The sequence below is a fragment of the Mycobacterium sp. THU-M104 genome, from assembly GCF_049197365.1.
Classification (GTDB): Bacteria; Actinomycetota; Actinomycetes; order Mycobacteriales; family Mycobacteriaceae; genus Mycobacterium.
The window spans coordinates 1-19,877 of sequence record NZ_JBMIOP010000037.1 but is presented as its reverse complement, the minus strand read 5'-3'; the positions used below and the strand labels follow the sequence as shown (position 1 = coordinate 19,877).

Annotated in this window: 19 protein-coding genes; 6 read left to right on the top strand and 13 right to left on the bottom strand. The window is 68.7% G+C overall.

Annotation, left to right across the window (positions count from 1 at the left end; translation table 11 throughout):
- Nucleotides 1-2: 2 nt before the first annotated feature.
- From ACOJVU_RS03680 to glyA, 3 genes are all read right to left on the bottom strand, one after another.
- Nucleotides 3-1,304 carry a PhoH family protein gene (locus ACOJVU_RS03680; protein WP_421528542.1) on the bottom strand — a complete coding sequence of 434 codons (1,302 nt, stop codon included), beginning with the start codon at nt 1,302-1,304 and terminating at the stop codon, nt 3-5.
- Nucleotides 1,305-1,500: 196 nt separating this feature from the next.
- A complete protein-coding gene (locus ACOJVU_RS03675; protein WP_421528541.1) occupies nt 1,501-2,328 on the bottom strand; it encodes an acyl-ACP desaturase in 828 nt (275 codons plus the stop codon).
- Nucleotides 2,329-2,446: 118 nt separating this feature from the next.
- The gene (gene glyA / locus ACOJVU_RS03670) at nt 2,447-3,727 is read right to left on the bottom strand and encodes a serine hydroxymethyltransferase (RefSeq protein ID WP_421528573.1); all 1,281 of its coding nucleotides are present in this window, start codon (nt 3,725-3,727) and stop codon (nt 2,447-2,449) included.
- 145 nt (nt 3,728-3,872) lie between these two features.
- Here glyA and coaA point away from each other — a divergent pair, with 145 nt between their 5' ends.
- The gene (gene coaA / locus ACOJVU_RS03665; protein ID WP_421528540.1) at nt 3,873-4,811 is read left to right on the top strand and encodes a type I pantothenate kinase; all 939 of its coding nucleotides are present in this window, start codon (nt 3,873-3,875) and stop codon (nt 4,809-4,811) included.
- Between the two features lie 16 nt (nt 4,812-4,827).
- Here the strand turns inward: coaA and ACOJVU_RS03660 are convergent, their stop codons facing one another.
- Together ACOJVU_RS03660 and ACOJVU_RS03655 are read right to left on the bottom strand one after the other, a co-directional pair.
- The gene (locus ACOJVU_RS03660; protein WP_421528539.1) at nt 4,828-5,928 is read right to left on the bottom strand and encodes a methyltransferase; all 1,101 of its coding nucleotides are present in this window, start codon (nt 5,926-5,928) and stop codon (nt 4,828-4,830) included.
- Nucleotides 5,929-6,151: 223 nt separating this feature from the next.
- A complete protein-coding gene (locus ACOJVU_RS03655; protein WP_421528538.1) occupies nt 6,152-6,940 on the bottom strand; it encodes a (2Z,6E)-farnesyl diphosphate synthase in 789 nt (262 codons plus the stop codon).
- Nucleotides 6,941-7,123: 183 nt separating this feature from the next.
- Here ACOJVU_RS03655 and trhA point away from each other — a divergent pair, with 183 nt between their 5' ends.
- Complete coding sequence (gene trhA, locus ACOJVU_RS03650; RefSeq protein WP_421528537.1) at nt 7,124-7,918, top strand: PAQR family membrane homeostasis protein TrhA; 795 nt, start codon at nt 7,124-7,126, stop codon at nt 7,916-7,918.
- A 13-nt stretch (nt 7,919-7,931) separates the two neighbouring features.
- On the opposite strand, the gene ACOJVU_RS03645 is transcribed toward trhA, so the two are convergent.
- The 4 genes from ACOJVU_RS03645 to mca are packed head-to-tail and all read right to left on the bottom strand — an operon-like array spanning nt 7,932 to nt 11,601.
- The gene (locus ACOJVU_RS03645; RefSeq protein WP_421528536.1) at nt 7,932-8,315 is read right to left on the bottom strand and encodes a nuclear transport factor 2 family protein; all 384 of its coding nucleotides are present in this window, start codon (nt 8,313-8,315) and stop codon (nt 7,932-7,934) included.
- A 22-nt stretch (nt 8,316-8,337) separates the two neighbouring features.
- Complete coding sequence (locus ACOJVU_RS03640; RefSeq protein WP_421528535.1) at nt 8,338-10,362, bottom strand: thioredoxin domain-containing protein; 2,025 nt, start codon at nt 10,360-10,362, stop codon at nt 8,338-8,340.
- Nucleotides 10,349-10,732, bottom strand: a complete 384-nt coding sequence (locus ACOJVU_RS03635) for a hypothetical protein (protein ID WP_421528534.1) — start codon at nt 10,730-10,732, stop codon at nt 10,349-10,351. The genes ACOJVU_RS03640 and ACOJVU_RS03635 overlap by 14 nt, the downstream gene beginning before the upstream one ends.
- Nucleotides 10,729-11,601: a mycothiol conjugate amidase Mca gene (gene mca, locus ACOJVU_RS03630; protein ID WP_421528533.1), complete on the bottom strand. Its 873-nt coding sequence runs from the start codon at nt 11,599-11,601 to the stop codon at nt 10,729-10,731. The genes ACOJVU_RS03635 and mca overlap by 4 nt, the downstream gene beginning before the upstream one ends.
- A gap of 188 nt (nt 11,602-11,789) precedes the next feature.
- Between mca and ACOJVU_RS03625 the strand changes: the two genes are divergently transcribed.
- Together ACOJVU_RS03625 and greA are read left to right on the top strand one after the other, a co-directional pair.
- The gene (locus ACOJVU_RS03625; protein WP_421528532.1) at nt 11,790-12,224 is read left to right on the top strand and encodes a DUF4307 domain-containing protein; all 435 of its coding nucleotides are present in this window, start codon (nt 11,790-11,792) and stop codon (nt 12,222-12,224) included.
- A gap of 223 nt (nt 12,225-12,447) precedes the next feature.
- Nucleotides 12,448-12,942 (top strand): transcription elongation factor GreA, encoded by a 495-nt coding sequence (greA, locus tag ACOJVU_RS03620; RefSeq protein ID WP_421528531.1) that lies wholly within the window; start codon nt 12,448-12,450, stop codon nt 12,940-12,942.
- A gap of 15 nt (nt 12,943-12,957) precedes the next feature.
- Here the strand turns inward: greA and ACOJVU_RS03615 are convergent, their stop codons facing one another.
- The 4 genes from ACOJVU_RS03615 to ACOJVU_RS03600 all read right to left on the bottom strand — a co-directional run bounded on the left by ACOJVU_RS03615 (nt 12,958) and on the right by ACOJVU_RS03600 (nt 17,392).
- Nucleotides 12,958-14,145: a cystathionine gamma-synthase gene (locus tag ACOJVU_RS03615; RefSeq protein WP_421528530.1), complete on the bottom strand. Its 1,188-nt coding sequence runs from the start codon at nt 14,143-14,145 to the stop codon at nt 12,958-12,960.
- Complete coding sequence (locus tag ACOJVU_RS03610; RefSeq protein ID WP_421528529.1) at nt 14,142-14,780, bottom strand: RDD family protein; 639 nt, start codon at nt 14,778-14,780, stop codon at nt 14,142-14,144. Before ACOJVU_RS03610 ends, ACOJVU_RS03615 begins: the two co-directional genes overlap by 4 nt.
- A gap of 115 nt (nt 14,781-14,895) precedes the next feature.
- Entirely contained in the window at nt 14,896-16,290 is a 1,395-nt protein-coding gene (locus tag ACOJVU_RS03605; RefSeq protein ID WP_421528528.1) for a cystathionine beta-synthase, read from the bottom strand.
- A gap of 31 nt (nt 16,291-16,321) precedes the next feature.
- Complete coding sequence (locus tag ACOJVU_RS03600) at nt 16,322-17,392, bottom strand: alpha/beta hydrolase (protein ID WP_421528527.1); 1,071 nt, start codon at nt 17,390-17,392, stop codon at nt 16,322-16,324.
- A gap of 282 nt (nt 17,393-17,674) precedes the next feature.
- Here ACOJVU_RS03600 and ACOJVU_RS03595 point away from each other — a divergent pair, with 282 nt between their 5' ends.
- Together ACOJVU_RS03595 and ACOJVU_RS03590 are read left to right on the top strand one after the other, a co-directional pair.
- The gene (locus ACOJVU_RS03595) at nt 17,675-18,619 is read left to right on the top strand and encodes an SGNH/GDSL hydrolase family protein (RefSeq protein ID WP_421528572.1); all 945 of its coding nucleotides are present in this window, start codon (nt 17,675-17,677) and stop codon (nt 18,617-18,619) included.
- A gap of 109 nt (nt 18,620-18,728) precedes the next feature.
- Nucleotides 18,729-19,877 (top strand): acetyl-CoA C-acetyltransferase (locus ACOJVU_RS03590; protein ID WP_421528526.1); only part of this gene is annotated, 1,149 nt, incomplete at its 3' end.

Here is a 19,877-nt window from a genome sequence, read left to right as displayed (position 1 = left end):
TTTCAGTGCGGTCCGGCGATCTCCTCGAGCATCTCGGTGACCAGCGCCGCGATCGGCGAACGCTCGCTGCGCAGCAGCGTGATGTGGGCGAACAGCGGGTGGCCTTTGAGCTTCTCGATCACCGCCGCGACCCCGTCGTGGCGGCCGACCCGCAAGTTGTCGCGCTGGGCGATGTCGTGGGTCAGCACCACCCGCGAACCGGTGCCCAGCCGGGACAACACCGTCAGCAGGACGTTGCGCTCCAACGACTGCGCCTCGTCGACGATGACGAACGAGTCGTGCAGCGAGCGGCCGCGGATGTGGGTGAGTGGGAGCACCTCGAGCATGCCGCGGGACAGCACCTCCTCGAGGACGGCCGAGCTGGCCAGGCCCTCGAGGGTGTCGAACACCGCCTGCGCCCACGGACCCATCTTGTCGCTCTCGCTGCCCGGCAGGTAGCCCAGCTCCTGGCCGCCGACCGCGTACAGCGGACGGAACACCACCACCTTGCGATGGGTCCGCCGTTCCAGCACCGCCTCCAGGCCCGCGCACAACGCCAGCGCCGACTTCCCGGTGCCGGCCTTGCCGCCCAGGGAGACGATCCCCACCGACTCGTCGAGCAGCAGGTCGAGCGCGACCCGCTGCTCGGCGGAACGCCCGCGCAGCCCGAACACCTCGCGGTCACCGCGGACCAACTGGACGCGCTTGGTGGCGGTGACCCGGCCGAGCGCATGGGAGCTGCCGCCAAGAAGCCGAATCCCGGTGTGACACGGCAGATCCCGCGCCTCGACCAGGTCGATCTCGCCGTCGGCGAACAGCGCGTCGATGTCCTCGGCGGCGGTGTCGATCTCGTGCATACCCGACCATCCGGAGGCCACAACGTCCTGGGCGTGGTACTCATCGGCGGGCAGGCCCACCGCGGCGGCCTTGACCCGAAGTGGAATGTCCTTGCTGACCAACGTAACTCGCCGGCCTTCGGCCGCGAGGTTGGCCGCGCAGCTCAGGATCCGGGAGTCGTTGCTGTCGGTGCGGAAGCCGGCCGGCAGCACCGCGGGGTCGGTGTGATTGAGCTCGACGTGCAGCGTACCGCCTTGGTTCCCAACGGAAATCGGCTGATCCAGCCGTCCGTGCTCCAGACGGAGATCGTCGAAAAGGCGCAGCGCCTGGCGCGCGAACCACCCCAGCTCGTGATGGTGGCGTTTGGCTTCCAGTTCGCTGATCACCACCAGCGGAACCACCACCTCGTGCTCGGCGAACCGGCTGCACGCCCACGGGTCGGACAGCAGCACGGAGGTGTCGAGAACGTAGGTCCGGATATCGGTCACGTGGCGCTCCTCGAGCGGGTTGAGCCAGCGCGGCCCCACACAGGCATGTCGGTGGGAATCGCGGCACCAGGACCGGGGCCGGTCCTGCCGTTGCGTTGACGGGAGGTGCCGCCCTGGCAGCTGAGCTTGTCGCTGGCCATCACCGACGACGCTACTCTCGTCGTCGCCCACGCGCCGCGCAGGCGCGCCGAGGTGTCTAACCCGCGGCGAACTGCCGCAACGCGGGCTCGTCGGCCAGCCCCCAGGCGGTGATGCGGTCCGAGATCGCCTGCCGCAGTTGCGCGGGACCGAAGATGCCCGCCTGGGCGACGTTGCTCACCTTGTCCTGGTACGCATCGATGTCGGCGCCGGGGACCTGCAAGTCGGCGGCGCGGGCGGCGATCGCCGCGATGGTCTCGTCACGGGTGTGCTCGAGGCAGTGTGCGACGAGGTTGGCGAAGAACTCCTCGTGCCGCGCCTCGTCGCGGGCGATGCGGTCGACGAGCCCGGCCAGGACCGGCTCCTCGACCTTGGCCGCCAGGTTCGCGCAGAAAACCGCATGGGTGCGCTCGGCGAGCGCCATGTACACCAGAGTCTCGACCTGGGTGTAGGTGTCGGCGCGGTAGCCCTTCATCACGTGCTCGACGCGCGCCTGTTCGTTGGCGGCCGGGTCGACCTCGCGGGTGACCACCAGATATTCGCGCAGCGCGATCGCGTGCAGGTGCTCCTCGGCGGTCCAGCGGCCCAGCCAGCGGCCCCACCACTCCTCGAGGATGAAGTGCTCGACGAGCTCGCGGTGATGTCCGGCGAGGTTGTCCTTGAGAAGCAGCAGGATCTCGCAGGCATCGGTGATGTCCTTGGGCAGCGTCACCTGGGACGCATCCCAGTCGCGGCCACCGAGGAAGGCGAAGTTCTCCCCGCGTTCGAACGGCACGTAGTCGTGCGCGAACCAGAGTTCCTCGGTGTTGAGGTGTCGGTCCATGTTCGCTTCGACGACGGGCTCGAGTTCCAAGGTCAGCGCGTTAGCGACAGGTTTCTGTGCCATGGGGTTACTGTAACCCGGGTACACAGGTGTGTGAAATTCTCCGCTCGTGTCGCAACCGATTGGTGACTTTGGTCCTCTTCAGGGTCCTCTTCGGGGTCCTCTTCGGGCGGGCCGGCCGTCAGCGGTCGACCAGCGTCCAGTCCTCGATGTCCTCGTAGAGCGGGAAGTTCGACGCCAGCCTGGTGACCCGTTGCCGAAGCGCGGAGACATCGGCCGACGCACCCGCCGCGAGCGCGGTGGCGATGATGTCGGCGACCTCGGCGAACTCGGCGTCGGCGAACCCGCGGGTGGCCAACGCCGGCGTACCCACCCGCAGCCCCGAGGTCACCATCGGCGGCCGGGGGTCATTGGGGACCGCGTTGCGATTGACGGTGATGCCGATGTCATGCAGCAGATCCTCGGCGGCCTTGCCGTCCAGCAGCGAGTCGCGCAGGTCGACCAGCACCAAGTGGACGTCGGTGCCGCCGCTGATCACCGACACACCGGCCTTGGCGACGTCGGGAGCGACCAGCCGTTCGGCGATCAGGCGCGCACCGGACAGCGTGCGCCGCTGCCGGTCGGCAAACTCCGGCGTGCCGGCAATCTTGAGTGCGACCGCCTTGCCCGCGATGACGTGCATGAGCGGCCCGCCCTGCTGGCCCGGGAACACCGCCGAGTTGACGGCTTTGGCGTATTCCTGCTTACCCAGGATCATCCCGGAGCGGGCGCCACCGAGCGTCTTGTGCACGGTGGTGGACACCACATCGGCGTGGGGCACCGGCGACGGGTGCAGGCCGGCGGCCACCAGGCCGGCGAAGTGCGCCATGTCCACCCAGAGCTTGGCGTCGACCTCGTCGGCGATCGAGGCGAACGCCGCGAAGTCGAGGGTCCGCGGGTAGGCCGACCAGCCGGCGATGATCACCTTCGGGCGGAACTCGAGCGCCCTGGCCCGCACGGCGTCCATGTCCACGAGGTGAGTGGTGGGGTCGACGCCGTAGAAGCCGGCCTCGTAGAGCTTGCCGGAGAAGTTCAGCCTCATGCCGTGGGTGAGGTGTCCGCCGTTGGCCAGATCCAGACCCAGCAGCCGCTCCCCCGGCGTCATCAACGCGTGCAGCACCGCGGCATTGGCCTGGGCCCCCGAATGCGGCTGGACGTTGGCGAACTCGGCGCCGAACAGCGCCTTGGCCCGGTCGCGGGCGATGTTCTCCACGGCGTCGACGTACTCGCAGCCGCCGTAATAGCGCCGGCCGGGCAACCCCTCGGCGTACTTGTTGGTCAGCACGCTGCCCTGGGCCTGCAGCACCGCACGCGGCACGAAGTTCTCCGACGCGATCATCTCCAGGGTGTCGCGCTGCCGGTGCAGCTCCTTGCCGATCAGCTCCGCGATGTCCGGGTCGACCTCGGCGAGCGGGGCGGACATCACAGAGGCCGCGCCGGGCGAGGTGGCCGTGCCGGGCGAGGTGGCGGGAGCGTCAGGTGCAGCAGTCACAAGCGCCAGTCTATCGAGCGGCGCTTTTGGCCAGCCCAGGCGTTGAGCGCCCGACGGCCCCTGCCACACTTGCAGCATGCCGCGGCTTAGCGAGCCGAGTCCTTATGTCGAGTTCGACCGAAAGCAATGGCGTGCGCTTCGCATGTCGACGCCGCTGGCGCTGACCGAAGCCGAACTCGTCAGCCTGCGCGGACTCGGCGAGCAGCTCGACCTGCTCGAGGTCGAAGAGGTTTACCTTCCACTGGCTCGACTCATCCACCTGCAGGTCGCCGCCCGCCAGCGTCTGTTTGCTGCCACCGCCGAGTTCCTCGGCGAGCCGCAGCAGAACCCGGATCGGCCGGTGCCGTTCATCATCGGCGTTGCCGGCAGCGTTGCGGTCGGCAAGTCCACGACCGCGCGCGTGCTCAAGGCCCTGCTGGCCCGCTGGGGACACCACCCGCGGGTCGACTTGGTGACCACCGACGGCTTCCTGCACTCGAACGCCGAGCTGGACCGGCGAAACCTCATGCACCGCAAGGGTTTCCCCGAAAGCTACAACCGGCGGGCGCTGATGCGCTTCGTGACGACGGTCAAGTCCGGGTCGGAGTACGCGTGCGCGCCGGTGTACTCCCACCTGCACTACGACATCATTCCAGGAGCAAAGCAGGTGGTCCGGCATCCCGACATCCTGATCTTGGAGGGCCTCAATGTCCTGCAGACCGGTCCGACCCTGATGGTGTCGGATCTGTTCGACTTCTCGCTGTATGTGGATGCGCGCATCGAAGACATCGAGCAGTGGTACGTCTCGCGGTTTTTGGCGATGCGCAGCACGGCGTTCGCCGATCCCGAATCGCACTTCCACCACTACGCGGCCCTCAACGACACCAAGGCCGTCGCCGCCGCGCGCGAGATCTGGCGGTCGATCAACCGGCCCAACCTGGTGGAGAACATCCTGCCCACCCGGCCCCGCGCGACCCTGGTGCTGCGCAAGGACGCCGACCACTCCATCAACCGGCTGCGTCTGCGCAAACTGTAGCGGCCGGGACCCGCGCCTATACCGCTTCGGCTTCGATGAGGCTGAACGGGGACGCGGTTTCGACCACCCGCACCAGCCGGAAGCCGGCGCGCCGCAGGAGCCGACCGTATTCCTCGGCGGTGCGTTCGGCCGCGGCGGCGCTGACGAACATGTCCAGGTCCAGCCATTTGCCCGCGAAATCTCGGTCGTGGGTGGGGATCACCAGTTCGACAAGGACGACGTGCTTGCCCTTGCCGCACGCCGAGCGCACGTTGCGCAAGATGCGCTCCGCGTCGTCGTCGAGCCAGTCGTGAATCACGTTCTTGAGGACGTAGACGTCGCCACCGGCGGGTATGACGTCGTCGAAAAACGATCCCTCGGCGATCTCGACGCGGCCGTCGACACGGTATCGGCGGAGTCCCTCCACGGCGCCCGCCACGACCTGGGGCATGTCGAACAGGATGCCGCGCGCCTGCGGTGTGGCGGCGAGGATGGCCGAAAGCAGCCGGCCGTGCCCACCCCCGACGTCGACGACGGTGGGGTTGGCACCGAAGCGCCCGAAGTCGTAGGCCGCCATGAGCGGGGCGATCGAGAGTTCGGACACGTTGGTCATGGCCTCGTTGAAGATGGCGTTCAGTTCCGGCTGGCCGGCCAGGTAGTCGAACATGTTCTGGCCGCGCATCTCGGCGGCGACGCACCGACCCTCGCGGATACCCTCGGTCAGATGGCTCCAACGCTCACGCAACTGGGGCGAACCCGCCCATCTGGCCCACGCGGCCAGGGAGACCTCGGCGTCGCGACGCAACGGCTGCGCCAACGGGGTCAGGTCGTAGCGGCCGTCGCGGCGTCGGCGAAAAATCCCGCGCGAGATCAGGGCGCGCATCAATCGGGCGAGCGCGTCGGTGTCCGCATCGACCGCCTTCGCCAAATCCGCGGCCGAGAGCGGACCTTTCGCCAGCGCGTCGGCAATGCCGAGGTCGGCCGCCGTCGTGATCGCTTGCGACACCCACGCGTCCATCAGCATTTCCAGCAGGACCGCCGGAGCGGGAAGCGTCCGGCGGTACAGCCGGCCCAGGTGATGCCTGGCACGTTCTATCGCCCGGACGACTTTCGCGGGAGGAATCGTCGACATAGCCATTCCCGTGCCCCTTCGGTGGTCTTCGGTGGTCTTCGGTAGTCTTCGGTAGTCTTCGGTAGTCTTCGGTAGTCTTCGGTGGTCTTCGGTAGTCTTCGGTAGTCGATGCCCCGGCTGCGAGCGTAACGGCCGCGGCGCCGCTGCATCCGGTTCGTCAACGTGGGGGTCGCCACAGGCACGGTTGCAGCCCGGTTGCAGCCCGGTTGCAGCACGTCGGCCGTCTCGGCTACCTGCCGTACCTGCGGTGCCGCGCGCTGTAGGCGCGCAGCGCGCGCAGGAAGTCCACCCGGCGGAACGCGGGCCAGTGCGCCTCGGTGAACCACATCTCCGAGTACGCGCTCTGCCACAGCAGGAAGCCGGACAGGCGTTGTTCGCCCGAGGTGCGGATCACCAGGTCGGGGTCGGGTTGCCCAGAGGTGTAGAGGTTTTCGGAGATGGCGTCGGCGGTCACGGCGTCGACGAGTTCCTCGGCGGTCGCGCCGTTGGCGAGTTCTTTGCTCAGCAACGCCCGCACCGCGTCGACGATCTCCCGGCGTCCCCCGTAGCCGACCGCGACGTTGACATGGAAGGACGCCGCGAGCGGTGTGGACTTCACCGCGCCGCGCAGCCGCCGGGCCGGCTCCTCGCCGAGCAGCTCGAGGTCCCCGACGGTGCGCACGCTCCAGCGGTTGGCCGGCGCACAGATCTCCTCGACGACCTCGGTGATGATCTCGATCAGCCCGGCCAGCTCGGTGGGATCGCGCTGCAAGTTCTCGGTGGACAACAGATAGACGGTGGTCATCTCGATGCCCGCCTCCTGGCACCAGCGCAGCATCTCGGCGATCTTGGCCGCCCCCATCCGGTACCCATAACTGACGTCGTCGTGACCGGCGTCGCGCGCCCAGCGCCGGTTCCCATCGCACAGGACCGCGATGTGGCGCGGCAATTCGGCTCGTGAGGCGGCCAAGCCCTGCCGCAACCGCAGCTCGTAGATCTTGTAGAGCGGTTCCTTGAGCCGGGGCGGAATGATCTCCACGAAGACCCACCCTACTGTCGGGCCCAGCGATTTCGACCGTCACTGCACCGGATGCCGCGAACGGCCGACACCGTCGCGTAACCATTCGCGGCTAGGGTGGTCGCACGACAGGCCCTCGACAGGCACTCGACACGCACTCGACACGCACTCGACACGCACTCGATGTGGCAGGAAAAAGGAGCCATGAGCAGCCAGACCAGCACTCCCCCCAATTCGGGGCCCAATTCGGGGCCCAATGCGGGGCCCAATGCGGGGCCCAGAGCACCGGGGCGCGGCCAGGAGAACCCGGTCGAAGAGCTCGTCAAAGGTGCCGCCGACGTTTTAACCAGGCCGCGGATGCGCGGCTGGATCCATTTCTACTCGGCGTGGTTGGCGGTGGTGTGCGGGGCGACGCTGGTGTCGGTCTCCTGGGCGGTCGCCTCGCCGCGCGCGGGTCATTCGACACTGGTCTACGCCGCCGCCACGGTGGCGATGTTCGCCGTCAGCGCGACCTATCACCGCGTCCAGTGGAAATCGGCGACCGCACGGCTGTGGATGCGACGGCTGGACCATTCGACGATCTATCTGTTCATCGCCGGCAGCTACACCCCGTTTGCGCGCCTGGCCATGCCGCAGAACACCGGGGTGGTGGTGCTGTGGATCGTGTGGGGCGGCGCGGTGGCCGGGATTCTGCTGACGGTGTTCTGGCCGACGGCACCCCGGTGGGTGGGCGTGCCGCTGTATCTGCTGCTGGGCTGGGTGGCGGTGTGGTACTCCCCGACAATCATCCACACGGCCGGGGTGGCCGCGATGGTACTGCTGGCGGTCGGCGGTGTGCTGTACAGCGTCGGGGGGGTGTTCTACGGGCTGCGCTGGCCCGACCCGTGGCCGCGCACCTTCGGCTACCACGAGGTGTTCCACGCGTTCACCGTGCTCGCGGCGATTCTGCACTACATCGCGATGTGGCTGGCCGTCTTCTACGTCGGCCACCCCGCCTGATCGAGGCGAACCTTCAGAGCTGGGTCACGTCGGCGGCCGACCAGTACGCCTTCATCGTCGCGATCCTGCCGCGATCGTCGAAGGCCATGACGTCGATCGGCTCGATCACCATCCGGTGACCGCCGGTGTTCACAGTCAGCCGGAACTGGAAAGCCGCCTCGTCGCCGGCCACCCGCAGCGACACCAGTTCGCATTCGCGCCGTGCGTCGTCGATCGCGGAGTAGAAACGGTGGATCGCCTGCCGGCCGATGTGCACCTCGCCGCCGACCGGGTCCTCGACGGAGGCGTCGTCGGCATACAGCTCGACCAGGTCGTCGGCGCTGCCCGTGGCGATCAGCGCGATGTAGCGGTTGACGGTGTCGGTGATCGCTCGAGTCCGGTCGTCGGAGTGCGGCATGTGAGGCAGGGTAACGGTCGGGCTATCGTCGGGGGACACCCAGGGCCGCGGCCAGATCGGCTGCCCGGGTCACGGGGGGATCGCACACCCGGCCGCGGCACACGTAGGCGGTGTCGGCGTCGCGCACCCGACTGCGGCCGGCGAACAACGCCGACGAGTCCGGCGCCCCTCCGATGACGATCGCCCCGCCGGGCGCCAGGCGGCGGGCCTCGGACAGCAGCTCGGAGTGTGCCGGGTCGCAGGCGACCGCGATCTGCAGCGGCCCGCGAACCGCCAGCTCGGCGACGGACACCCAGTTACCGACCGAGTGGGGCGCCTGCGACAGCAGTATCGAATGCGCATTGAGCGAATCGGAGGCCGCCTGCAGGTACCGCTCGGCGCGGGGCCCGTCGACCAGATGCGCGGCGGTCAGCAGCGCTTCGGTGATCGACGACGCGCCCGACGGCGTCGCCCCGTCCAACGGGTCGGCGGGCCGCAGCATCAGCTCTTCGGCGTCGTCGGCGGTGTCGAACCAGCGGCCTGGCCGGTACGGATCGGCGAAGTGCTGCATCGCCGTGTCCAGCAGCCCGATCGCACCCGTGCGCCAGTTCTCCTGGGCGGTCACCTGATACAGCGCCAGCAGCCCGGCGGCCAGCGTGGCGTGATCGTCCAGGGTGGCGGCGCTGTCACCGACCACCCCGCCCAAGCTGGAACGCCGCAGCCGGCCGTCGGCGACGTGCAGTTCCAGCAGCTTCGCCGCACACCGCGCCGCGGCGCGGGCCAACTCCGGCTCGTCCAGGGCCACGCCGGCTTCGACGAGGGCGGCAATCGCCAGCCCGTTCCAGCAGGTGACGACCTTGTCGTCGCGTCCCGGCTGGGCCCGGGTGCGGCGGGCGGCCAGCAGCGCCGAGCGCACCCGCTCCAGCCGTTGCGGGTCGTCGGGGTCTTCGCGCAGCTGCAGCACCGAGGTCCGGTCCTCGAACGTGCCGGATCGGGCTACCGTGAAAATTTTTGCGGCCCAACGGCCGTCGTCATCGCCGAGCGCATCGCTCAGCTGGTTGCGGGTCCAGACGTAGGTCGAACCCTCGCGGCCGTCGGCGTCGGCGTCCAGCGACGAGACGAACATGTCGGCGTCGGAGAGCTCCACGAGCAGGAACCGCGCTGTCTCGGCGGTGACGCGGCGGGCCAGCGGATCTCCGGTGCGGCGGAACCAGTGCGCATAGGCGCGCAGCAGCAGCGCGTTGTCGTAGAGCATCTTCTCGAAATGCGGAACCACCCAGGCGTTGTCGACGCTGTAGCGGGCGAAGCCGCCGGCCAGTTGATCGTAGATGCCGCCACGGGCCATCGCGCCGCCGGCGCGTTCGACCGCCTCCAGGGAGGCCCGCGACTTGGTGCGCTCGTAGTTGCGCAACAACGCCTCGAGAACGGCGGCCGACGGGAACTTGGGTGCGTCGCCGAAGCCGCCGTTGACCTTGTCCTCGCCGGCCAGGAGCGACGCGACTGCGTAGTCGCAGACTGCGGGGACCAACGCCGGGCCCCCGCTTGCTTGCTCCCAGAACGCGTCCGTCATCGCCCGCAACTCCCCGGCTATGCGGTCGGACGCCTCCTCGACCTCGTCGCGCCGTTCCCGCCAGGCCTGGGTGACCGCCGAAAGGATCTGCAGGAAATCTTTTTTCGTGTAATAGGTGCCGCAGAAGATCGGCCGGCCGTCAGGCGTCAAGAAACACGTCATCGGCCACCCGCCCCGCCCGGTGAGCGCGACAGTGGCGCTCATGTAGACCGCGTCGATGTCCGGCCGCTCCTCCCGGTCGACCTTGACGCAGACGAACCCCGCGTTCATCGCGTCCGCCACCTGATGGTCCTCGAACGACTCGTGGGCCATGACGTGACACCAGTGGCAGGCGGCGTAGCCGACGGACAGCAAGATCGGCACGTCGCGCGCAGCCGCGACCGCCAGCGACTCCGGCGTCCATTGCTGCCAGTGCACGGGATTGTCGGCGTGCTGGCGCAGATATGGACTGGCCGCCAGCCCGAGGGTGTTCGTCTCGGAAAGGTCAGCGGGGTTCATCACCGGACCCCTCTGTCGGTTTTGCGCCGTCGGTCCCCTCGTCCGGGGCCGGGCCGGCGCCCTCGTCCGGGGCCGGGCCGGCGCCTTCGTCCGGGGCCGGGTCCGGGCCGGTGCCCTCGTCCGGGGCCGGGTCGGGAGCCGGATGCTCGGGGTCCGGGGCCGGGTCGGGGGCCGGATGCTCGGGGTCGAACGATGCGGGCACCTTCTTCAGCTGCCGGCTCATCGACCTCATCAGGAGCAGCGTGGCGATCAGCAGCAGCACAATCACCAGCAGTCCCAGCGGACTGGCCTTGCCGAAGTCGGGTCCGTGGTTGCGTGGCGCGCCGTCGGCCCACACTGTGACACTTGTTGCCAGCAGGATGTGATTCATCCGTCGACCTCGATTCCGGCGAACAAGTCGTCCTCGGGCAGGCGGACCGGCACCCGGGAGCGGGCCAACTCGAATTCCTCGGTCGGCCAGAGCCGCTCCTGCCATGTGATCGGAGCAGCAAAGAAGTCATGGTTGGGGTCGATCTGCGTGGCATGCGCCCGCAGCGCATCGTCGCGCCGGGCGAAATACGCCGAACACTCGACGCGCGTCGTGACCCGCGACTCGAACGGGTCATGCTCGGGATCCCAGTTCTCGAGCCACTTAGCGAAGGGGGCGTCCCGCCCGTGCTTGACACATTCGTCGTGCAGCAACTGCAGCCGAGCCCGCAGGAAGCCGTGGATGTAGTACAGCTTGGCCACCGTCCACGGCTCCCCGGCATCCGGAAAGCGCCGATAGTCGCCCGCCGCCTCGAAGGCGCCGACCGAGACCTGGTGGCAGCGGATGTGGTCGGGGTGCGGGTAGCCCCCGTTCTCGTCGTAGGTGGTGATGACGTGCGGCCGGAACTCACGGACCACCCGCACCAGCGCCTCGATCGACTCCTCCAGTGGCGTCAGTGCAAAACAGCCCTCCGGCAGCGGCGGCGGCGGGTCGCCCTGGGGCAACCCGGAGTCGACGAAGCCCAGCCAGGTGTGCTCCACGCCGAGGATCTCGGCCGCCTTCGCCATCTCGTCGCGGCGGACCTCCGCCAAGCGTCCGTGCACGTCGGGCACGTCCATCGCCGGGTTGAGGATGTCGCCGCGCTCGCCGCCGGTCAACGTCACCACCAGCACGCGATGTCCCTTGTCGGCATACTTGGCCAGAGTGGCCGCGCCCTTGCTGGATTCGTCGTCGGGGTGGGCATGCACCGCCATCAACCGAAGTTCGCTCACATGCCCCCTACATCGTCTTCCTGTGGAAAGTCTTCCTGCGGAAAATCTTCCTGCGGAAATGCCTCGTGGACTTCCGCGCTGCGCCGCGCCGCGCCGGCCGGGCCCACTCGACCCTATAATTACAGTTCTCGATCGTCGCCATCCCCCGGGCCGGGGACGCCCGGTCGCCGTCCAGAGATGAATCACGCGTGAGCGAGCCGTTTATTCCACGACCCGCGGGCCGTTACGGGCAATCCCGGCTGTCGGGTACGTCGCGGCGGCCCGTGGTGATCGCGCTGACCGTCCTTGCGATCGCGGCGGGGGTCGGAGTCGCCGTCATCGGCTACCAACGGCTCGGCACCAGCGACGTCTCGGGTTCGCTGGCCGGGTATCGCGTCATCGACGACGAGACGGCCTCGGTGACGATCAGCGTGACACGCTCGGACCCGTCGCGACCGGCGGACTGCATCGTGCGGGTTCGCGCGCAGGACGGCAGCGAGACCGGCCGGCGGGAGGTGTTGGTCCCGCCATCCGACCAGGCCACGGTGCAGGTGACGACAACGGTGAAATCCTCCCGGCCGCCGATGATGGCCGACATCTATGGCTGTGGCACCGACGTACCCGCTTATCTGCGGCCATCCTGACCGCGGCGCGGACACCGAACTGCGAATTTGTGCGTCACCGGACGTTTCCGTGGTGGTAACGTAAAGCAACGCACGGTTCCAGCTGGGACCGTGTATTGCTGCATTAATGGCCGTGGGCGGGACGGATCGGCGTCACCCGGGGGGGACCCGAACACTCCCGGGGCGGGGCAGGACAGAGGCTGACGCGACGAGGCGGAAGCGTGAACACGAGGAGCGCGACGAGATGACGGATACTCAGGTGACCTGGCTGACCCAGGAATCACATGACCGACTCAAGGCCGAGCTCGACCAGTTGATCGCCAACCGCCCGGTCATCGCCGCCGAGATCAACGACCGCCGCGAGGAGGGTGACCTCCGGGAGAACGGCGGCTACCACGCCGCGCGCGAGGAGCAGGGCCAGCAGGAGGCCCGCATCCGACAGCTGCAGGATCTGCTGAGCAACGCAAAGGTCGGCGAGGCGCCCAAGCAGTCCGGCGTCGCGCTGCCCGGTTCGGTTGTGAAGGTCTGCTACAACGGCGACGAGTCGGACACCGAGACGTTCCTGATCGCCACCCGCCAGGAGGGCGTCAACGACGGCAAGCTCGAGGTGTACTCGCCGAACTCGCCGCTGGGCGGCGCGCTGATCGACGCCAAGGTCGGCGAGACCCGCAGTTACACGGTTCCCAACGGCCGCACCGTCGAGGTCAAGCTGCTCAGTGCGGAGCCTTACCACTCCTGACCAGCTGCGCGGGGGTTAGCGCAACGCCTGGTCGAGGTCGGCCAGCAGGTCAGCCACGTCCTCGATGCCGACAGACAGCCGCACCAGGTCGTCGGGAACCTCCAGCTGCGAACCGGCCGCCGACGCGTGTGTCATGGCGCTGGGATGCTCGATCAGCGACTCCACCCCACCCAGGGACTCGGCCAGGATGAACACCCCGGTACGCGCGCACAGGTCCTGGGCGGCGCGGCGCCCGCCGCGCATCCGTACCGAGACCATGCCGCCGAAGCCCCGCATCTGCCGTGCCGCGATCTCATGCCCCGGGTGGCCGGCCAGACCGGGGTACAGCACGGCGCTCACCGCGGGGTGCCCGGCGAGAAATTGGGCCACGGCCAGAGCGTTCTGGCCGTGCTGTTGCATCCTGAGCACCAGCGTCTTGAGGCCGCGCATCGTCAGGTAGGCGTCGAACGGGCCCGGCACCGCGCCGGCCCCGTTCTGCAGGAAACCAAAGGCGCCGTCCAACTCCTCGTCATTGGTGACCAGCGCCCCGCCCACCACGTCGGAGTGCCCACCCAAGTACTTGGTGGACGAGTGCAGCACGACGTCGGCACCCAGCGTCAGCGGCTGCTGCAGCGCAGGTGAGGCGAACGTGTTGTCGACCAGCACTCTCGGACCGAGATCCGCCCCGAGTTGCACGATCTCGGCAATCTCGGCAATGGCGGCGATGTCGGCGATGGACAGCAACGGGTTGGTCGGTGTCTCGACCCAGATCAGCCGGGTCTGCGGGGCGATCGCCGCGCGAACGGCGTCCAGGTCTGACAGCGCCACCGGCGTATAGCGGACGCCCCATTGCGTGAACACCTTGTCGATGAGGCGGAACGTGCCGCCGTAGGCATCGGTCGGGATGATCAGGTGGTCGCCGGGCCTCAGTATCGCCCGCAGGGCGCAGTCGGCGGCCGCCATCCCGGAACTGAACGCCCGCGCGTACGCGCCCTCTTCGACAGTTGCGAGCGAAGCTTCGAGCGCGGCCCTGGTCGGGTTGCCGGTGCGCGCGTACTCGAAACCGCCGCGCAGGTGCCCGACGCCGTCCTGGGCGAACGTGCTGCTGGCGTAGATCGGGGGGTTCACCGCCCCGGTCGCGGGATCCGGCGGGTAGCCGGCGTGGATGGCCCGGGTGGCCAGTCCGGCGGTCTTGGGGATTGGCGTGCCGCGCTCTGTGCTCATCCGGGTGTCTGCCTGCCCCCGATCGGCAGGCAGACAGTCGACATCATCTTGTCGGCCAACGTCTGCCGCTTGGCATCCCACAGCGGGACGAGAAAACCGACGAAACAGATGATCGCGTCGCCGACATGCGCGAGATACCGCAGTAAAGACTTCCCGAAACCGATGGGCTGACCGGTGATCTCGCTGACCACCTTGAAGTTCATGACCGACTTGCCGATGCTGGACCCGGTCGTTCCCTGCCGATAGCCGTAGTTCCAGATCAGGTAGAACAGTCCCACGGCCGCCGCCAACGCCAGCGCCAGCGCATCGAGGAGCGAGACCTGCACGAAGCAAACCGGCTTGCTGTGGGGAACCTGGACGATGCACAGATTCGGCAGGGGGAAAAGTAAGGACGCGGTGCCGACCACGACAATGCCCGGAAGGATGTCGATGATGAACGCCAGCACCCGCGAAAACCACGCGGTGTAGTCCTGCTTCGGCAGCGTGCGGATCGCCGGCCCGGGTGGCGGCGGGGCGTAACCCCCCGACGACGGGGGCGGCGGGGGGTAGGAACCGCCCCCGGGGGGAGGCGGAGGGGAGGAACCGGGCGGCGGCGGTGGCGGGAAGGCCCCGCCGGGTGGCGGTTGGTCGGTCATGGGCAAGGAACCTTCCCCCTGCGGATCGGGCGAACCGGGCCGCCCAACAGTACCTGAGCAGCCGATTGCTGCAGCGGCCGCCCGAAACGGCCGCACGATCCGAACGACGCTTGCGCTAGCGCCCGCGCGGCGTATCCGAAAGGAACCCCAGCAGATCATGCCGGGTGATGACACCGACCGGTTTGCCGTGTTCCACCACCATCAAGGCATCCGAGTCGCGCAGGGCTCTGCCGGCAGCGCCGACCGACTCGCCGGCGCCGATCATCGGCAGTGGTGGGCTCATGTGTTGCGAGACGGCGTCGGCCAGCTTGGCGCGGCCCTCGAAGACCGCCGAGAGCAGTTCGCGCTCGGAGACACTTCCGGCGACCTCACCGGCCCGCACCGGGGGCTCGGCGCCGACCACCGGCATCTGGGACACGCCGTACTCGCGCAGGATGCCGATGGCGTCGCGGACCGTCTCGGAGGGATGGGTGTGCACCAGATCGGGTAGAGCGCCGGATTTTCCGCGCAGCACCTCACCTACCGCGGGCTGCTCGGTGGAGCCATCCAGGCGGCTGCGCAGGAATCCGTACGACGACATCCACGCGTCGTTGAAGATCTTCGACAGGTAGCCGCGGCCGCCGTCGGGCAACAAGACGACGACGAGGGCATCGGGCCCGGCCCGCTCGGCCACCTGCACCGCGGCCACCACCGCCATTCCGCACGAGCCGCCGACCAGCAGCGCCTCCTCGCGGGCCAGCCGCCGGGTCATGTCGAACGAGTCGGAATCCGACACCGCGATGACCTCGTCGGGCACGCTCGGGTCGTAGGCCGCCGGCCAGAAGTCCTCGCCAACCCCTTCGACCAGGTACGGCCGGCCGCTGCCGCCCGAATACACCGAGCCCTCAGGATCGACCCCGACGATGCGCACCCGCCCGCCGGACACCTCCTTGAGGTAGCGGCCGGCGCCGGTGATGGTCCCGCCGGTGCCGATCCCGGCGACGAAGTGGGTGACCCGGCCGTCGGTATCGGCCCAGATCTCCGGGCCGGTCGTCTCGTAGTGGCTGGCCGGCCCGTCCGGGTTGGCGTACTGGTCGGGTTTCCAGGCCCCGTCGATCTCCCGGGTCAGCCGGTCGGACACGCTGTAATAGCTGTCCGGGTGCTCCGGCGGCAACGCCGTCGGACATACGACGACCTCCGCGCCGTAGGCGATCAGCACGTTGCGCTTGTCCTCGCTGACCTTGTCGGGACACACGAAGACGCACCGGTAGCCGCGGCGCTGGGCGACCAGGGCCAGACCGACGCCGGTGTTGCCCGACGTCGGTTCGACAATGGTGCCGCCCGGTTTGAGCTGCCCGCCGGCCTCGGCGGCATCGATCATCTTCGCGGCGATCCGGTCCTTGGAGCTGCCGCCGGGGTTGAGGTACTCGACCTTGGCTGCCACGGCGCCGGCACCGGCGGGGACGACGGCGTGCAGGCGCACCAGTGGCGTCCCGCCGATCAGGTCACTGATGTGCTGCGCGATGTGCATGCGCTCATCGTCTCAGTCCGGCGCCGGTCAGCTACCCGGTGGCCTCGCGGATGTACTCACCGATCTGGCGCAGCGACCGGACCGCCTCCGGCACCATCGGCGCGGCAAGCTGGAAGTCGTGGATCTGACCAGGCCAGACCCTCAGTTCGGCCGGCACACCGACTGCCGCCAGCCGGCGGGCCGCCAGCTGTGCGTCGTGCAGCAACACCTCGGCGCCCGACACGTGGATCAGGGTGCGCGGCAGGCCGGGGGTGATGTGCTCCAGCGGCTCGTAGATCTCCTCGGGTTCACCGTCCACCGTGTTCTTCGCGGCCGCACTGGTGACGAGAACGTCGAGGGCGTCGAACGCCTTCGGGGGGAACATTGCGTCGGTCTTGATGTTCGGGTGCGACTGCTTGCATTCCTTCGCCAGCTGCAGCAGCGGCGAGATCGCCACCAGCGCCGCCGGCACCTCGTCCTCCCCCCGTTGCAGGCGTTGCGCCAGCGCCAGCGCCAGGTAGCCGCCCGCCGAGTCCCCGGCCAGCACGATCTGGTCGGGCTGGTAACCGCGCAAGCGAAGCCATTGGTACCCGTCGTGGCAGTCGTCGAGGGCCATCCCGATCGAATGTTTGGGCAGCAGCCGATAATTGACCACCAGGACCGGTGAGTCGGCGAACTCCGACAACGCCTCGACGAGCCTGCCGTGCGAATTCGCGCCGCACGTCAGGAACGCTCCGCCGTGCAGGTAGACGACGACCCGACGGGTCCCGTCCGCGGGCAGCACCCCGGGAGCACGCACCATCTGCGCCGTGGCGTTGCGCAATGTCACGGTCTCGCGCACCGTGGCCGAGACCGGGAGCAGCGCCCGCGATGCGAGGTCGATCAGGCCCCAGGGCCAGGGCACGTTGGGGGCATGGCTGCCCACGGCCAGCACCGGCCGTATCGTCAGCCGCGAAGCCAGTCCGGCCACCCGGGCGGCGATACTGGGTCCGGATTCGAGGACCTCGACCGGCGCACCGCCGCTGATGGCGAATCGGCGAGCCCCAGACCTGCGCGCCTTGCGGACGTCGTGGGTGCGGATGACAGGCCGGGGCAAGCTGGACTCGTCGCGAAATACGGTCATGCTCAACACTTCCTACGCCTTTGTAGTCCGATACGCCTTTGTAGTCCGATACGCCTTTGTAGTCCGATACGGCATGCGCCGGGGCGGCTAAGCGTCTGACACGCCGGCGTCCGACGATCCGTTTAGCCACTCCGTTGAAAGTCAGCTTGACACGCGTTGCCACAGAAGACGTTTGGACAGCCGGATTCGATATCACATCTGATTCACAACGTGATCAGATTGTTCATATCGCGACCGTACAAACCCCGGAGCCGGGCTAAACTCATCAACGTGACCATCCGGGTGCTGCGTCGTTCGACGATCGCCCTGGCCACGGCGGGGGCTCTCGCCTCGACGGGTACCGCGTACCTGGGCGCTCGCAACCTGCTGCTCGGCCAGGCGACCCACGCGCGCACGTTGATCCCAAAATCCTGGGAAATCCCGCCGCGCGCCGACGGCATCTACGCCCCCGGCGGCGGGCCGGTCGAGCGGTGGCACCGCGGCATTGACTTCGACCTGCACCTGATGATCTTCGGCGACTCGACGGCAACCGGGTACGGCTGCACGAGCGCCGAAGAAGTGCCGGGCGTGCTCATCGCCCGCGGGCTCGCCGAGCGGACCGGCGGTCGTGTCCGGCTGAGCACGAAAGCCATCGTCGGCGCGACGTCGAAGGGGGTGTGCGGTCAGGTCGATGCGATGTTCGTCGCCGGTCCCCCGCCGGATGCGGCGGTGATGATGCTGGGCGCCAACGACGTGACCGCCCTCAACGGCGTCGGCCCGTCGGCGCAACGGCTGGCCCTGACGGTCCGCAAGTTGCGTACCCACGGCACGGTGGTCGTCGTCGGCACCTGCCCGGACCTCGGGGTGATCAGCGCGATCCCGCAGCCGCTGCGTTCGCTGGCCCACGCACGCACCTCCCAGTTGGCCCGCGCCCAGGCCGCGTCGGTGCGAGCCGCAGGCGGGGTGCCGGTGCCCCTGGCGCATCTGCTGGCCCCGCAGTTCCGCGCCACCCCGGATTCGATGTTCTCCGCCGACGGCTACCACCCCTCGTCGTCCGCGTATGCCCTGGCCGCATACGCGCTGTTGCCGGCGCTCTACGACGCGCTCGGCGACACCGAGGAGTGCCCCGAGAACACCCTTTCGCCCTCACCCGCTCCGGCGGGTCGCCCGGTGTTGTCGCGTTTGTGGCGGCGCCCGGAGACACAGCCAGCCGCCCCGTCGTCATGCCAGCCGGCGGGCACCGATTAGATTTGGGTTGGTCTCGTCCGGGCCGGTCGGCGCTGACCGTACCAACGGCTCATGAGGCGAGCGCGCCCCATTGGATTTGCACGCCCATCGGATGTGAAGGAAATCTCCCATGCCTGAAGCTGTCATCGTCTCCACTGCTCGCTCACCGATCGGCCGCGCCATGAAGGGATCGCTGGTCAGCATGCGGCCTGACGACCTGGCCGCCCAGATGGTGCGCGCCGCGCTCGACAAGGTTCCCGCGCTCGACCCGCACCAGATCGACGACCTCATGCTGGGCTGCGGCCTGCCCGGTGGCGAGTCCGGGTTCAACATGGCGCGCGTCGTCGCCGTCGAGCTGGGCTACGACTTCTTGCCGGGCACCACCGTCAACCGGTACTGCTCGTCGTCACTGCAGAGCACCCGGATGGCGTTCCACGCGATCAAGGCGGGCGAGGGCGACGCATTCATCTCCGCGGGCGTGGAAACGGTCTCCCGCTTCGGCAAGGGCAACTCCGACTCGTGGCCGGACACCAAAAATCCGCTGTTCGACGCGGCGGAGGAGCGGGCGGCGGCCGCTGCGGCGGGCGCCGAGGAATGGCACGACCCCCGGGCCGACGGCAACCTGCCCGATGTCTACATCGCGATGGGTCAGACCGCCGAGAACGTCGCGATCTTGACGGGGATCAGTCGCGAGGAGCAGGACCGCTGGGGGGTGCGCAGCCAGAACCGGGCGGAGGAGGCGATCAAGAGCGGCTTCTTCGCGCGTGAGATCACCCCGGTGACCCTGCCGGACGGAAGCACCGTCAGCACCGATGACGGCCCGCGGGCCGGGACCACCTACGAGAAGGTCAGCGAGCTCAAGCCGGTGTTCCGGCCCAACGGCACGGTGACGGCGGGGAACGCGTGCCCGTTGAACGACGGCGCGGCCGCCCTGATCATCACCAGCGACACCAAGGCCAAGGAGCTCGGACTGACGCCGCTGGCACGCATCGTGTCCACCGGGGTCAGCGGCCTGTCGCCGGAGATCATGGGCCTGGGCCCGATCGAGGCCTGCACGAAGGCGCTGCACCGCGCCGGCATGTCGATCGGCGACATCGACCTGTACGAGATCAATGAGGCGTTCGCGGTCCAGGTGCTGGCCTCGGCGCGCGAGCTGGGCATGGACGAGGACAAGCTGAACGTGTCCGGCGGGGCGATCGCGCTGGGCCACCCGTTCGGCATGACCGGCGCCCGGATCGCCACCACGCTGCTCAACAACCTGCAGACCCACGACAAGACG

Coding starts and splice junctions, on each gene's coding strand:
- ACOJVU_RS03675 (WP_421528541.1), bottom strand. CDS start 2,328: ATGGCACAGAAACCTGTCGCTAACGCGCTGACCTTGGAACTCGAGCCC.
- glyA (WP_421528573.1), bottom strand. CDS start 3,727: ATGTCCGCCCCGCTCGCCGAGGTCGACCCGGACATCGCGGAGCTGATC.
- coaA (WP_421528540.1), top strand. CDS start 3,873: ATGCCGCGGCTTAGCGAGCCGAGTCCTTATGTCGAGTTCGACCGAAAG.
- ACOJVU_RS03660 (WP_421528539.1), bottom strand. CDS start 5,928: ATGGCTATGTCGACGATTCCTCCCGCGAAAGTCGTCCGGGCGATAGAA.
- trhA (WP_421528537.1), top strand. CDS start 7,124: ATGAGCAGCCAGACCAGCACTCCCCCCAATTCGGGGCCCAATTCGGGG.
- ACOJVU_RS03645 (WP_421528536.1), bottom strand. CDS start 8,315: ATGCCGCACTCCGACGACCGGACTCGAGCGATCACCGACACCGTCAAC.
- ACOJVU_RS03640 (WP_421528535.1), bottom strand. CDS start 10,362: ATGAACCCCGCTGACCTTTCCGAGACGAACACCCTCGGGCTGGCGGCC.
- ACOJVU_RS03635 (WP_421528534.1), bottom strand. CDS start 10,732: ATGAATCACATCCTGCTGGCAACAAGTGTCACAGTGTGGGCCGACGGC.
- greA (WP_421528531.1), top strand. CDS start 12,448: ATGACGGATACTCAGGTGACCTGGCTGACCCAGGAATCACATGACCGA.
- ACOJVU_RS03615 (WP_421528530.1), bottom strand. CDS start 14,145: ATGAGCACAGAGCGCGGCACGCCAATCCCCAAGACCGCCGGACTGGCC.
- ACOJVU_RS03610 (WP_421528529.1), bottom strand. CDS start 14,780: ATGACCGACCAACCGCCACCCGGCGGGGCCTTCCCGCCACCGCCGCCG.
- ACOJVU_RS03605 (WP_421528528.1), bottom strand. CDS start 16,290: ATGCACATCGCGCAGCACATCAGTGACCTGATCGGCGGGACGCCACTG.
- ACOJVU_RS03600 (WP_421528527.1), bottom strand. CDS start 17,392: ATGACCGTATTTCGCGACGAGTCCAGCTTGCCCCGGCCTGTCATCCGC.